The organism is Paenibacillus agricola, from assembly GCF_011440305.1.
GTDB classification, from domain to species: Bacteria; Bacillota; Bacilli; order Paenibacillales; family NBRC-103111; genus Paenibacillus_S; species Paenibacillus_S agricola.
Genome location: NZ_JAAOIW010000006.1, coordinates 25,995 through 38,983, shown reverse-complemented (window position 1 = coordinate 38,983; position 12,989 = coordinate 25,995). Strand labels below are relative to the sequence as shown.

At 44.0% G+C, this 12,989-nt stretch carries 13 protein-coding genes; 3 read left to right on the top strand and 10 right to left on the bottom strand.

The window, feature by feature from the left end:
- Positions 1-205: 205 nt before the first annotated feature.
- Positions 206-1,087, bottom strand: coding sequence for a LysR family transcriptional regulator (locus G9U52_RS17530; protein ID WP_166151933.1), 882 nt, complete (start codon positions 1,085-1,087; stop codon positions 206-208).
- A gap of 280 nt (positions 1,088-1,367) precedes the next feature.
- Between G9U52_RS17530 and G9U52_RS17525 the strand changes: the two genes are divergently transcribed.
- Positions 1,368-2,072 carry an SDR family NAD(P)-dependent oxidoreductase gene (locus G9U52_RS17525; protein WP_166151931.1) on the top strand — a complete coding sequence of 235 codons (705 nt, stop codon included), beginning with the start codon at positions 1,368-1,370 and terminating at the stop codon, positions 2,070-2,072.
- A gap of 593 nt (positions 2,073-2,665) precedes the next feature.
- Here the strand turns inward: G9U52_RS17525 and G9U52_RS17520 are convergent.
- The 5 genes from G9U52_RS17520 to G9U52_RS17505 all read right to left on the bottom strand — a co-directional run bounded on the left by G9U52_RS17520 (position 2,666) and on the right by G9U52_RS17505 (position 8,303).
- Positions 2,666-3,241, bottom strand: coding sequence for a dihydrofolate reductase family protein (locus G9U52_RS17520; RefSeq protein WP_166151929.1), 576 nt, complete (start codon positions 3,239-3,241; stop codon positions 2,666-2,668).
- A 262-nt stretch (positions 3,242-3,503) separates the two neighbouring features.
- On the bottom strand, positions 3,504-4,418 hold the full coding sequence (locus G9U52_RS17515) for a phosphotransferase (protein WP_166151927.1): 915 nt from the start codon (positions 4,416-4,418) through the stop codon (positions 3,504-3,506).
- Positions 4,419-4,713: 295 nt separating this feature from the next.
- A complete protein-coding gene (gene murD, locus G9U52_RS17510; protein ID WP_166151925.1) occupies positions 4,714-6,045 on the bottom strand; it encodes a UDP-N-acetylmuramoyl-L-alanine--D-glutamate ligase in 1,332 nt (443 codons plus the stop codon).
- A gap of 1,376 nt (positions 6,046-7,421) precedes the next feature.
- The gene (locus G9U52_RS40920; RefSeq protein ID WP_279538665.1) at positions 7,422-7,544 is read right to left on the bottom strand and encodes a hypothetical protein; all 123 of its coding nucleotides are present in this window, start codon (positions 7,542-7,544) and stop codon (positions 7,422-7,424) included.
- A gap of 165 nt (positions 7,545-7,709) precedes the next feature.
- Entirely contained in the window at positions 7,710-8,303 is a 594-nt protein-coding gene (locus G9U52_RS17505) for a TetR/AcrR family transcriptional regulator (protein ID WP_166151923.1), read from the bottom strand.
- Between the two features lie 224 nt (positions 8,304-8,527).
- On the opposite strand from G9U52_RS17505, the gene G9U52_RS17500 reads away from it, so the two are divergent.
- Complete coding sequence (locus G9U52_RS17500; RefSeq protein WP_166151921.1) at positions 8,528-9,286, top strand: SDR family NAD(P)-dependent oxidoreductase; 759 nt, start codon at positions 8,528-8,530, stop codon at positions 9,284-9,286.
- A gap of 195 nt (positions 9,287-9,481) precedes the next feature.
- On the opposite strand, the gene G9U52_RS17495 is transcribed toward G9U52_RS17500, so the two are convergent.
- From G9U52_RS17495 to G9U52_RS17485, 3 genes are all read right to left on the bottom strand, one after another.
- Positions 9,482-9,685: an IS3 family transposase gene (locus G9U52_RS17495; RefSeq protein WP_375790264.1), complete on the bottom strand. Its 204-nt coding sequence runs from the start codon at positions 9,683-9,685 to the stop codon at positions 9,482-9,484.
- A 125-nt stretch (positions 9,686-9,810) separates the two neighbouring features.
- Complete coding sequence (locus tag G9U52_RS17490; RefSeq protein ID WP_166151919.1) at positions 9,811-10,380, bottom strand: TetR/AcrR family transcriptional regulator; 570 nt, start codon at positions 10,378-10,380, stop codon at positions 9,811-9,813.
- Complete coding sequence (locus G9U52_RS17485) at positions 10,373-11,116, bottom strand: MBL fold metallo-hydrolase (RefSeq protein WP_166151917.1); 744 nt, start codon at positions 11,114-11,116, stop codon at positions 10,373-10,375. The genes G9U52_RS17490 and G9U52_RS17485 overlap by 8 nt, the downstream gene beginning before the upstream one ends.
- Positions 11,117-12,248: 1,132 nt before the next feature.
- Between G9U52_RS17485 and G9U52_RS41705 the strand changes: the two genes are divergently transcribed.
- Positions 12,249-12,386: a helix-turn-helix domain-containing protein gene (locus G9U52_RS41705; protein WP_166151915.1), complete on the top strand. Its 138-nt coding sequence runs from the start codon at positions 12,249-12,251 to the stop codon at positions 12,384-12,386.
- A gap of 245 nt (positions 12,387-12,631) precedes the next feature.
- Here G9U52_RS41705 and G9U52_RS17475 read toward each other — a convergent pair whose 3' ends face one another.
- Positions 12,632-12,973: a hypothetical protein gene (locus G9U52_RS17475; RefSeq protein WP_207953045.1), complete on the bottom strand. Its 342-nt coding sequence runs from the start codon at positions 12,971-12,973 to the stop codon at positions 12,632-12,634.
- Positions 12,974-12,989: the final 16 nt, after the last annotated feature.

The following is a 12,989-nucleotide window of genomic DNA, read 5'->3' as shown; positions in this document are numbered from 1 at the left end:
TTTAGCGTATGGGCAATCTGTTCAGATGGAGTACCTTGCAGATGCAAGTACAAGGCTTGATAACGCTCAAGCCTCCGACGGTTTTCCGTTTTTTTTCATCGATTTCGACAGGTGGTCAGTCACTCTTTACCATTATTTTCCAATATTTAGTTCAACTTATATAGTTCCTTTTGTATGTTCGAAATGAAACGTCACTGTGCTTAGATTACATTTCTTTTATGATTTCTAAAAACTGATTGACATCCTCTGATGGTTTTAAGGGATATAGCAAACCATAGGGTATTGTGAAATCCAAATCGCTAGGGATGGTCACTAAGGACGGGTGAATATCTACCCATGCATCCAATGTTAGTAGGACAGTATCGCTTTGCTCGCAACGATTGAATACATCAATATCATAAAGGCGCGGAACATCTTTAATTTTGATTTTAGGATGGTTCATTATCAAAAAATGACGAATTTCATCAATTACTGCACTTTTTCCACCTTTCACCACAGCCAACTTCTCTCCATACAAATCTTCGACAGACAATGTTTTTTTTGAAGCCAGCCGATGGTTGCGAGATACAGCAAAGCAAAAGCGGTAACTCCCCAGCTCAAGCAAACGGAGATAATCCTCCCAGTCTTCTGTAAGATATGGCCCTACGATGAAATCAAAGTGTTTGCCAATGGTACGATAAGTGGCTGGTAGAGTATAAGCATCATCCTCAAAATGGACGATTTTTATTTTAAACTGCGGATATTGGCCGCTGATTTCATTCCACAAATCCAGCAAAACCTTGCAGGGATTAAGTATAGAGGTGCCCACACGAATAACATGCTGACTTCCCTGTGCACCCTGACGTATACGTAGCACGGCTTCTTGAAAATTCCGCAAAAAAAATGCTGCATCCTTGTTAAATGATTTCCCTGCCTCGGTAAGCTCAACACCATGGTTAGTGCGAATCAAAAGAGGCACTCCTATATGCTTTTCCAACAAATTCATTTGCTTCATCACAGCAGTTGGAGAAACAAATAGTTTTTCAGCTGCCTTGGAAAAGCTACCAGACTCTGCCACCTGAATAAACGTATTCAATTGTTCATTCATTCAAAGAACTCCTTCATCGTATTAACTTTTAGTTAATGCCATGCTAACCTATTTGAACTTCCGTTTCAAGTGCAAAACAGCTAAATTTGAGAGGCGCTAAAAAGAATGGAAGGAAGCACAACTAATGCATCCCTCCAGCGCCTTGACGAGCGCAAGCAGAGCGTCTTGATGCCGATCTATTTTGCTCATTTCGTTATCCGTTTAATTTTTTCAGGAACCTGCTGACCGCTTCCTCCCATAAACGGTTAGGCCAATCTTCTCAAAGAAAGGAACATTTATTATGGAAATTCGTGACAAGGTCGTTCTTATTACTGGAGCATCCGCTGGTATCGGCTTAGCCACAGTACGCCGATTTGCCACTGCTGGTGCTAAATTAGCACTGGTAGCTCGATCTGCCGATGCACTCAATCATCTCGCTGAGGAATTGCAGAGCCAGGGAAATGACGCCGTCGCTCTGCCTGCTGACGTGAGTGATCCGAAGCAAGTTCAAAGAGTCATTGAGGAGACGGTGCGCCACTTTGGTCGCTTGGACGTGGTCATCAATAACGTAGGGCAAGCTGCAGTTGGCACGATCGCTGACCTCAATCCTGACGACTTCCGCAAGACCCTAGACCTCAATGTGTTTGGGCCATTAGCAGCTATGCAAGCTGTGATCCCTATCATGCGAGAGCAAGGGGGAGGACTGATCATCAATATAAGCTCGGTGGTCTCCAAGATGCATATTGCTGGAATGGCAGCCTATGCAGCTACCAAGGCCGCTCTGAACATGCTTTCCGATACGGCACGAGGTGAATTAGCCTCAGAGAATATCCGGGTGATTACTGTCTATCCGCGCTCAACCGCAACGGATTTTGGCAAAAACGCTCTGGGTGTTCGCCAGCAGCAGCGACAAGGTTCTTCCCCTCCTGCTGATACTCCTGAATTCGTCGCAGAGAAAATCTTGGCTTCAGCTTTACACGAGCCAGATGAGCAATATATGGATTAATGAGCTTTTACTGTTCTTGCACATGAGATGCGCGGAGCATTTTTTCCTGCCGAACGCGCTTATGATTTTTGACAAATGAATCTGCTTGTTTGAAGTTGGTAGTGAAACCACTGAGAGAGTTGGTTTATTTCCTTCGAAGGTTAATTGGAGCATTCTGTGTATAGATGTGCAGTAGCGTTTCATTATTGTTAGCGTATCGCCCAGGTTGTCCCTTGCCTGATCCACAAGGGGCTCTTTTTCGAGCGTTTGAAAAGCAGCAGAGTATGAGTTGGGAATGTAATGGTTTCCCCTCGGTCCATTTACTTGAAATCGATAAGGAAATGCAAAAAAAACTGCCATATCGACAGGTTGATAATTTATTAGTTTGTGCAGTGCCAAAGCATGGAGCGCCTCAATTCTGTTTAAGAAGTCCAGGGGGATGCCTGCTGGCTCCAAACCTTTTAGGGGCGGTTGTTTCCCTAAAGAGGTCACTGCACAATATAAATACAACTACTTACCGCCAAATCCTCTAAGCGTGTACCAGTTACCACAAACACTTTATAGAAGTCTTATATGCTCCACGTTAGACTCAGGGATTACTTTAGGAGACAAGGTCATCTAACCGTCTGGTAAACGAGGCCTATGGCTCCAGAATCAAATGTCTTGTTTTCGATAAGTTTAAGATTGATCTTCTCCTTGAAACCTTGGAATAACGGCAACCCGCTGCCGATCAGGACGGGAGAAACCGTAATTTTATACTCATCTATTAAATCAAGCTGCATAAGGTTGTGTGCGAACCTAGGACTGCCGAGGATGACCATATCCTTACCTGGCTGCTGTTTGAGGTTCTTGATCTCTTCCTCGACATCTTCTTTCACCAGTCTGGAATTGTTCCATTCGACTTTCTCCAGCGTCGTGGAAAAAACGATTTTAGCTGTCTTTTCGATCCACTCGGCATGATTCCTTTCATGCTGCGAAGCTGATGGGTTCGAAGGCACAGATGGCCAGTAACTGTGCATCATCTGATAAGTCCCACGTCCCCAAATGACAGTGTCGGCAGTACTCAGAATTTCTTTCGCGTGTTTCTCCAAATCAGCATCGTAGGAAATATAGCCAATGTCCATTTCACCGTTCGGCCCTTCTACAAAACCGTCAAGCGATGCGTGCAGAAATAGAACGAGTTTTCTCATTTTCAGTTCTCCTTTGTTCATGAGGGATATCTACATTATACATTAACTATATTTTAGCATAATTCAACTTGGGTTGTTTCTTATGGATTGCTAATCTAAACTGCCCATTCGTAATCCCGCACATATGACCGCTAAACATCATTAGCGGTCATCAATCAGTCGGAAATCGGCTTGTTACGCCCGCTAAGGCTGTCAGGAATGTAACGAATGCGTGTCCGCTAATACTAAGCGTATAAAACCGTCAAAATGTTGGCTCTGCCCCTTAATCAGCGAGAGCACGTTTAATGTTCGTTTTTGCTTCATCAACCAACCTTTCATCTTTATCATCAATTGCCTGCATCATTATCAAAATGGGAATATATATGGCAATCAATCGAGCTAATATCTTTGTTTCTTCATCTACATCCCCATATTCTTTGAAAAAGTCAGAACGCGCATCCGGAGGTAAAAAGCTATACGCAACATTCAAGTCACAAGAAGGATGTCCTATATGGATATCTCCCCAATCAATAATCCCTGAAACCCTTCCATTCACATCTACCAGCATATTTTTAAAATGAAGGTCACCATGAAGGAATACGTACTTTTGTTTCACTCTTTCAGTTCTGAGCTGTGCCAAATAATTCGATATTGCACGGTGCTCTTCTTCATTAAAATGAAGGGCAAGGCCGGAAATGAAGGTATGCATCTTTTCCTTACGCATCGCAATATCAGTCAGATTTCTATGGTCATGTTGAACCCCATTTTCTTGGGCAATTTTCACAGGGAATGCATGTAAGCTTTTTAAAAATTGTGCGAGCGTTGTTGCTGATAACGCACGTTGCTTGTCTGTTAATCCGATTGGAAACTCTCCAGACAAATAGGGGTAGCCTAGGAAGGGTGCAGGATAATCATAATCCCCTTCCCCAAAAAATATCGGTAAGGAATAGGCAATGGAAAAATAATCTTTAAGCTTAGGTAGTATCTTTCCTTCCATCCTTAAACGATTAATGGAAACTTCTCTTCTTGGAAAACGAAATACATATTCGGCCCCGACAAGAAAAACAGTGTTATCCCAGCCATGTCCTAGTTTTTGTACGCTTTTTGAAGCTAGCTGCGGAAATTGACTGCTTATTAATTTATGAGCCAAATCTTCTGATACTTCCCATTTTGCATCCCATTGATTCGAACTACTCATACCCTTCTATCTCCTCCCTCGCAAAAAAAGAAAATCTGTTCACCTAACCTTGACCTATTTCCCACTTGATACCATGGATTGATTTAATCTTCTGTTTGAGAACAATCTAACCGTTTTGTTCCTCTATTCTGCCCGTTAACTGAGCGAAGGGCTACCAAGCGGTAGCCCTTCTGGCATCGAACTATCGTAACACTTTAGCGAAATGAATCAATTCATTAAGTCCCTCATAAGAACTATCTATAAATGAAAATACATCAGGGCAATCAGCTTTTCCCGGCAAACGCCTATGTCTTGTTCAATCCTTTCCCTCCGACCGGTGCAGCGCCCCGACCAGGTCTACAAAGTGACGCCCGCGCTCTTCAAAGTTACGATATTGGTCAAAAGCAGTACATGCTGGACTCAGCAGCACAGTGTCGCCCGGTGCGGCCAGCTTGTGCGCCTGCGCCACTGCCTCAGCCAGGCCTTCGCAGCAGACAATAGGCGGGCAACTCGGCACTCTGCGCGCCGCTGCCTCGATTTGACTAGCCGCTTCTCCGATCAACAGCAGTACCTTGACATGATCAGGCAGCAGCCTAGCCATCTCGTCAAACGGTACTTTCTTATCTCGCCCGCCGGCGATCAGCAGCACTCGGCCCACATGCGCATGCAGTGTGGAGACGGTACGGGCGGGGCTGGAGCCGATTGAATTGTTGTAATAATGCACACCACCCACAGTTGCAACCCACTGGTTTCGGTGCTCCACGCCGACGAAGTTGCGCACCGTCTCAAGGATTGCTTCATCAGACACGGTTCCCCGCACGGCGGTTATGGCAGCCATAACGTTCTCCACGTTATACCAACCCGGCAAACGAATGTCACTGATGGGTAATAGACCGTCGATCACACCATCGTGGACAGTGTGCCCTCCGAAATACTTGGTCCGCCCCCGCCCGCGCAGTGCGGCGGTCACCGGATTGTCGCCGTTTAGGACGGCAAAGTCGTTAGCACTCTGAAAATCCAGCAGGCGGTGCTTGGCGGCGATATATTCGTCCATGTCGCGGTGCCAGTCGAGGTGATTGGACGAGAGGTTGGTAATCACCGCCACATGGGGAGAGCGCGTCATGTCCATCAGCTGGAAGCTGGACAGCTCGACCGCGCACGCATCCAGCGGCGACATCTCGCCGGCGCGCGTCAGAAGTGGCGTGCCAATGTTCCCGCCCAGATGAACCGTACGCCCCCCATCAGCGAGCATGTCTGCAATCAACGACGTGGTGGTGGTCTTACCGTCCGAACCGGTCACGCCGAAAATAGGACAAGGACACAGTGCAAAGAACTCCTCCATCTCACTGGTCACACGGCTGCCGCCTGCGCGGGCCGAGTCCAGCGCCGAATGGTCTGGGCGCATGCCCGGAGTGCGGAACACCACGTCGCCCCCAATGCGATCCAGATAATTCTCCCCCAGGCGCAACTCGACGCCTAGATTGTCCCACTCTTCCCGGGGCAGAGCTGGATTGCGGTCGCGCACGGTGACGCGCACCCCAGCCGAGCACAGCATGCGGATCAGCGGTGAATTGCTGACGCCGGCGCCGATGACGGTCACGTCCCGATCGGCCAGCGATTGTATATAGGTGTCAAAAGCAGGATTCATAAGCACCTCCGCTTAGAAAATGTCATTTAACCAAATATACCACATATTGGAACTATCCTGCCTCGTTAGTTGAGCGGTAGTCACATGTAACCGCGACTGCTACCAGACACTACACTGTTAAACAAATAAAAAGGCCCTGATTTGCCACTTTCCCTTTTCAATCGAACTAATTCGATTAAGAAAAAGAAAAAGGCATTCAGGGCCTTTCTTGGTCCTTTGGCGGAATTTCATCTTTAGATATCTGCACCAAAGCAGGTGTTTTATTCAGATGTCCTTATTGAGCTATTACATATCAAAACGAATTCGCTTTGATATGGCCAAGTAAACGAGACAGGCGAGCAAAAGGCATCCACCCCAAATAGTATAGATAAATGAAGAAAAAATGCAGGAAGTCATTATGAACCACGAACTCTTCTGAATTACCTTTACAGGTCGGTCGGAAAGAATCATTTCTCCAATTATGATATTCCACCCCTTTGCTTGCTTGTGTGATTCTTTAAATTGTTCAGATCGTCCACTTTGCTCTGCGAACTCTGCTTGTTGGAATAAAAATTAATAATGTCATCAATGGTCGAAAATGCAACACTAACGTTCGAATCATGTGTATCTATTTTGATAAAAAACCGCTTTTCTGATGTGGTCACATCTTTATTTTATATTAGCATTCGGTGGCGATAAGCTTAATTTAAAGCTTCTTTCAGACCCAAGGTTGCCCGGACCCTTCGACTTAGAGTATGAAAAAACGCCAAGGCGGTCATGTTTAAAGGCTTAGCGTTAAAATGTTGGCGGTCGCCCTATTATTAAACCGATCATTCCTAGAAAACAAAAATTCACATATTGAAAAAAGCTCCATCATAGAAATGAGACCTTTTTCAATATGTGAATTGGTTTCAATTTGAATAATTAAGTTAATTATAGCATAAAAGGTAAATGAATTAAAGTAAGTAAAGTGAGGAAAGTAAGGACATCCAGTCCCTTTTTGTTTATATTAAAAGTATTACAGTTAAATTTCGAACTTATGATGATCCAGCAGCAGCTCAAGATGCTCGCTGGGTATCTTCTAGACATATATATCAAATGCTTTATTGGGTTTTGACGTTTCATTTCACTTATTGGCATGTATAGCTTTAAAAAGAACCTTTTCTTAATCTAAGCACTAAGAAAACACTTTATTTTCCCTCAACACCAGGAGAGCTCTGCCACATTATTTCCAATTTTATAAAATCAATTATTTCATCCTGATCCTCTATCTTTAGCTTTCTAAATTCGACGATTAAGTCGGTCTCTTTTATAGTAATCTTATTCTCAAAAGCATTAAGGGGCTTCAGACTTTTTTAATTGTAGAGAAATTCGTTTCCGCGGATTCTGGTTGCTGATCAATTCTCGCTTGAAGCTGCGAGCTCAGTATTCTGTGGCAAAATATCGACTACGCCAAGCTCTGTATGGATGATTCCGGATATGCCAAAAGCAATAATGTAAATAAGCAATAATTTTTCCATCTTTAATTCAGCTTCTAATCTCTATTTATGTACCGTTAGGTAAAAATAATATAACATGTTAGGTTTGCTGTTAACAACTTTATTATTGTTTAGTATATATGTATTAAATACTCCCCAGATCCTTAGATCTCGGGAGTATTTAGGATGTGAATTTAGGCTGTATGTTCATTCTTTTGTTGGCCAAGCTAGCATTGCCGTTTTCACAACATTTTGTAAATCCTTAGCGCAGGCACCGCTTGAAGCTTGGACAGAAATCCCACGAATGATAACGATAATGAAGCGTGCAAGATCAGCAGGATCAGATTCCGAAGGGAGATCACCGTTTATTCTTGCTGTCTCAAGCCGTTGCAGTAGCTGAGCTTCAAGAGCCATTCGTCGCAAAATCAACTCATCGCGAATCGGCTCGGTTTCCTCTCCGCAAACCAAAGCTCCGTGTACAAGCAGACATCCTGTCGGATGATTGGGGTTGGTTACACCGTCAACAGTATCCAACATAAGCCGTTCGACAACCTGGCGTGCAGTTGGCAGGTTAAAGGCTTCTTTGTTGTAAGCCTCGGATTCGTTAACGTAGCGATCCAGAACTTTGCGGAATAAGTCTTCCTTATTGCCATAAGCAGAGTAAAGGCTTGGGCGATTAATTCCCATAGCCGTTGTTAGATCAGTCAAGGAAGTACCTTCATAGCCTTTGCGCCAGAAAACCTCGAGTGCTTGCTCGAGAGCATTATCCATATCAAAGTTGCGAGGGCGTCCCATAGTCATATAGTAATTCCTCCTCAACGTTTTGTACTTACCGATATTAAATTTAATTATACGTCAAAATAGTGAATAAGCCAACCAAGCTCCTGATGAAATAATGATTTATTTGCTATTATATGAAGCTAAATAATTATTGTACCGATTGGTAAAAATGTCTTGACATACACCCTATCTCGTTATATATTTACCTAACGGTACAAAAATTAAACCGAAGGGAAGTTATTCACATGACAACCAATTCAAAGAAATTATCCGGTAAAGTAGCCTTAGTAATAGGAGGATCAAGAGGTATTGGTGCAGCCATTGCCCAAGCACTTGCAGATGATGGCGCTGATGTAGTGATAAGCTATGTTGCATCGCCAGCGAAAGCGGAGGCATTGGTGCGCGAGCTTGAAGGCAAAGGGGTTCGGGCCGCAGCTATTAAAGCAGATCAAGCCCATTCCATTGAGGTTGAGAATTTAGTTAACGCTGTTGTCTCTCGCTTTGGGCAGCTCGATATTCTAGTTAACAATGCGGGTGTCTTTCTTGCAGGTCAAGTCGGGGATGATTCAACTCCAATTGCTGAGTTTGATCGCCTGTTAGAGGTTAACATAAAAGGTGTAGTGACTGCCGTTCGGACAGCAGTTCCTTTTATGAAGGAAGGTGGCCGGATTATATCTATAGGATCGTCATCAGCGGACAAAACCACTTACCCCGGCTTTGGAGACTATGCAGCAAGTAAAGCAGCAGTTGCTGCTTATACTAGAGGCTGGTCTCGCGATTTGGGGCCCAAAGGGATTACCGTGAATATTGTACAACCGGGACCCATTAATACGGATATGAACCCATCTGACAGTGATTTCGCTAATGTTCTGAGACAAGCTACCGCACTAGGCCGTTATGGACAACCGGAAGAACTTGCTGCAGCAGTCGCATTCCTTGCCAGTCCGGCAGCAAGCTTTATCACTGGAGCAACAATTAATGTAGATGGTGGCATAAACGCTTAACAGCGCTAACTTGACTTATGGCGTGCCCCACAAATTATAATTAAGACAACTTAATAATCGTAAACTCCAAAGGCGAGTAGCTAATACAGTAAAGTCGTCAATCCGGGTCCTGGTGACCCGGATTGATTTATAAAAAGCCTTCATCGGGTAACTGTTCTGGACCCCATGTCAAGGACACTTAAAAAAAGACGTACCTTAGATGACAAAAGGTGATTCCTGTACTGAACACTGAACAGGAGTCATCTTTTTTAGTCCCCATTGATATCTGTAGTTGTTGTAGTAAGCAATGTAGCCATCGATCGCTTGTTGCAGATCTTCCCGTGTAGAGCAGCTGCGACTCTTTACATGATCCTTTATGTGGCCGAAAAACGATTCTTGTGGACTGCAACATATGTTCATGGACAGCTTTAGCATCGCAAGCTTCTTTTCTTTCAAGTTAGCCATAGAAAAATGCAGGAACGAAAACAAAGCAATCTCTTTCTGACATATCATTATACTTTATCCATCATTATAACTTTATACTATTATTTAGTATTAATAGCTTTGGTACCTTCGAGAAAGGTATGGATGAGCTGACGAAAGGTTACATCCAGATCGAGCTTAAGACCAAAACCACCCTGCCGCTCTAATGAAGCAAAGCCATGCAGCATACTCCGTATGCCCCTTACAGCATGAATCGCTTCATCTCCTTTAAGACCGTATCCTTCCAGCGCTTTCAACGCCAATTGTACCAATACCGCACCCGCTTCTTTCATCTCTATGTCATCGGGCTCAGCCGCGCGCTGCGTCGCTTCGTATAGTCCGGGGTGTGCTCTAGCGAAAGCGAGATAAGCATAGCTGAATGCCTCAACGGCTTCATCACCCGATTTATCAGCCATAGCACGCCTGAAATCCAAAGACATTTGCGCTAGTCCTGAAAGCGCCAATTGGCGGCGTAGATCCGGCAAGCCATTCACATGATTGTATAGCGATGGGGATTGAATCTTCAGCTTCTTGGCAAGATATGCTAAGGTCACGGCCTCCAACCCTTGATTATCAGCAATTTCGGTAGCCGCAAGAATCAATGTGGTTAAATTAAGTCCAATTCTAGCCATTGTTTTCCGCCCTTTCGCTATTCAATTTCAATTTGCGTTCGGCTGCTTGGATGGCAAGAGCAATTCGAGCTTGCGGATTTTCCAGCATAAGACCATGACCCACTGCTAACAGCGAAGGATTCAAGCTGTGCATCTTGCGTGCAGAATCCAGTGAAGCCTCCTTATTCCATGTTGCCATAGCAGGGAATGGAAACAAAGGAACTACTTGGCCTGTCACAGCCATTCCACCGCGGGTCTGAAACGCATCACCAGCAATTAGGGCTCGATTCCGTATATCCAAGAACGCCATACTACCCGGTGTGTGACCTGGCACCTCGATGGCAAGTAAAGAACCTACACGGTCACCATCGTGCAACAATACGTCCGGCTTCGTCTTAATGCTCCCCGCCTTGGGCACGCCTCCACGAATCGGAGTCTGCATTTCATTCGCGTCGAGTGAACGATCACCAGCAAGCAATCTAGCATCCCGTGCCGAAATGAAAACGGGCACTTCCGGCAGTGCTGCCTTGAGGGCATCAAGCGCACCGATGTGATCTCCATGCGCATGCGTTAAAACGATGCGCGTAATTGGCTTACCAATCTGCGCGGCTGCTTTAAATATGCCTTTCACACTATAGGGTAAAGCTGCATCAATAACAGTTAAGCCATCCTCCTCTTCGACTAAATAGCAGTTAACCGGAAAAAACCGCGGTAAAAACGTCAATTGATATACAGTTTGTTTGTTTATTATTCTCATTGAAATCGCTCCTTTGTTTTAAAAACTAATACCATTAGTTTTATAATAACTAATACCATTAGTTTTGGCAAGAAGCATTTTCAAAACATAAAAAACGTGCGCTAACGACAGCAAAGTACACTGTGGATGCATACTTTTTAACCAAAAAATATGGGAAAAGCCAATGCTTGCTGAATAACCCGGTTCAAATGAAATTCTTATAACATGCTCCGCACCTGGGTAGCTTGGGTGCGACCTCTGTTTCCCGGCTAATGGAGGCCTGGCCTGTTAGCTGCAGCATATTCCCCAGACCACTTTCCGAAAAAGCTTGTCCCGCCTAGAATTAATATTATCTTCACTAGAAATCCAGTTGTGGTGCAAGAAATAAAAAGAATAGCAAATACCTAATAAATTGCAATTAACTATGCCATAATAAGCTTGGAACAACGGACGGGTGAAGAACTTCATACTTGTATGAACCGAGATTCCCCCGATTCCTTTACACTTAAATATTTACAATATTACCCTAAAATGCAAGTTCAAAAGTAAGAAGTGGCTCACTTCTATTATGATTGCTCTGGAAATTCCTACACCCACATCATCAGGCGACTCATCTATTTCTCATGAATTTTTCGAGAAAGAACTTTCATCCTATGCAATTCCCATATCACTTTAGTGGAAGTTAAACTATCGTGCACAAGAGCTTAATAACCGACATCAAGAGGCTGCCAGAAACAAATGGCAGCCTCCTCGTTAGGCTATTGGGAAGGTTAATGGAATTCTGTATGGAATTTTTTAACCTTTAGCTAAAATGAGAGTAGCAATGGTGGAGGCGACTTGTAATAAAAAGGGGAATCGATATGCAATTATTTATAAGCATTAATAATTCGAAAACCTTGCCCAATCGAGACGATATAATAAAGATAATGTGGGAGAAGGCATTGAGTGTATCTCATGCATTAGACCGTACAAGAAAATAATTCGTTAATGTTGTCATGGGATAAATGGATAGATGATAAACGCTGGAGTGATGATGGCCGATCGAGTGAACCTAAAATTTCTTATTTAAGCCGGGAATTTAAGAAGTATAAGGGGATTTCACCTATCGAATATTTAATCCAGCTAAGAATCCAGAAGGCCCAAACAACTGCTCTTGGACAGCTCCAACCTCAAGTTTAGAGATATTGCAACCATTGCCGGGTTTACCAACCAGTACTACTTCAGCAAGGTTTTCAAGTTAATTACAGGCTTATCTCCGACCGATTATAAAAACGGCCATGCCAAGTTATAATTCATAGGAAGGTAGATATACCTAAGAGGTGCGTTCCACCGTTCGAGACCCTATGATAACGCCCATGCTGGGGCATACTCATGAATTAGAGTTTTGAGCCAAAATCATGAGAAAAGTAAAAAGGACAAGGAGTTGATTATCCCTTGCCCTCATAAAATAGGTAATGATTAAGCCTTCAATATTTGCCCATTTGTTTCTTAACGACCCTGAATTTCGGATGCAGGGATGCCTGCAATACCTGCAACCTATAAAGTCAGTACGGTATGAAGCGGTAAAAGTTCGATGCTTCTAGCCTCGGGAAAAATCGCTTGAAACAGAAAATCATCATGGCTATGAAGTGCAGTGGATACCATCTTCAGCTTTCCTAATCCAAAAGTATAAACCCGATTTTCGGGATGCGCTGCATAGATCAGAAACTCCCCATCCTCGCGTAACACCCCTATATTAGCAACCCCGCCCAGTGTTTCATGCACCTTACTGATTGCTGATATCCCTTGTTCTCCAGCTTGTAGCAGCGACTTATACTGCCAAAATCCGATTTCACTGTCAGAGGTCCCTTCCAATTTCGCTTGAAATTCAGGCCTCATCTGACAAAAAAAAGTG

What these genes read in the sequence shown, in the direction of transcription:
- G9U52_RS17520 (WP_166151929.1), bottom strand. Translation starts at nt 3,241, where the DNA reads ATGAGAAAACTCGTTCTATTTCTGCACGCATCGCTTGACGGTTTTGTA.
- G9U52_RS17525 (WP_166151931.1), top strand. Translation starts at nt 1,368, where the DNA reads ATGGAAATTCGTGACAAGGTCGTTCTTATTACTGGAGCATCCGCTGGT.
- G9U52_RS17500 (WP_166151921.1), top strand. Translation starts at nt 8,528, where the DNA reads ATGACAACCAATTCAAAGAAATTATCCGGTAAAGTAGCCTTAGTAATA.
- G9U52_RS40920 (WP_279538665.1), bottom strand. Translation starts at nt 7,544, where the DNA reads ATGGAAAAATTATTGCTTATTTACATTATTGCTTTTGGCATATCCGGA.
- G9U52_RS17485 (WP_166151917.1), bottom strand. Translation starts at nt 11,116, where the DNA reads ATGAGAATAATAAACAAACAAACTGTATATCAATTGACGTTTTTACCG.
- G9U52_RS17495 (WP_375790264.1), bottom strand. Translation starts at nt 9,685, where the DNA reads ATGAACATATGTTGCAGTCCACAAGAATCGTTTTTCGGCCACATAAAG.
- murD (WP_166151925.1), bottom strand. Translation starts at nt 6,045, where the DNA reads ATGAATCCTGCTTTTGACACCTATATACAATCGCTGGCCGATCGGGAC.
- G9U52_RS17475 (WP_207953045.1), bottom strand. Translation starts at nt 12,973, where the DNA reads ATGAGGCCTGAATTTCAAGCGAAATTGGAAGGGACCTCTGACAGTGAA.
- G9U52_RS17530 (WP_166151933.1), bottom strand. Translation starts at nt 1,087, where the DNA reads ATGAATGAACAATTGAATACGTTTATTCAGGTGGCAGAGTCTGGTAGC.
- G9U52_RS17505 (WP_166151923.1), bottom strand. Translation starts at nt 8,303, where the DNA reads ATGACTATGGGACGCCCTCGCAACTTTGATATGGATAATGCTCTCGAG.
- G9U52_RS17515 (WP_166151927.1), bottom strand. Translation starts at nt 4,418, where the DNA reads ATGAGTAGTTCGAATCAATGGGATGCAAAATGGGAAGTATCAGAAGAT.
- G9U52_RS17490 (WP_166151919.1), bottom strand. Translation starts at nt 10,380, where the DNA reads ATGGCTAGAATTGGACTTAATTTAACCACATTGATTCTTGCGGCTACC.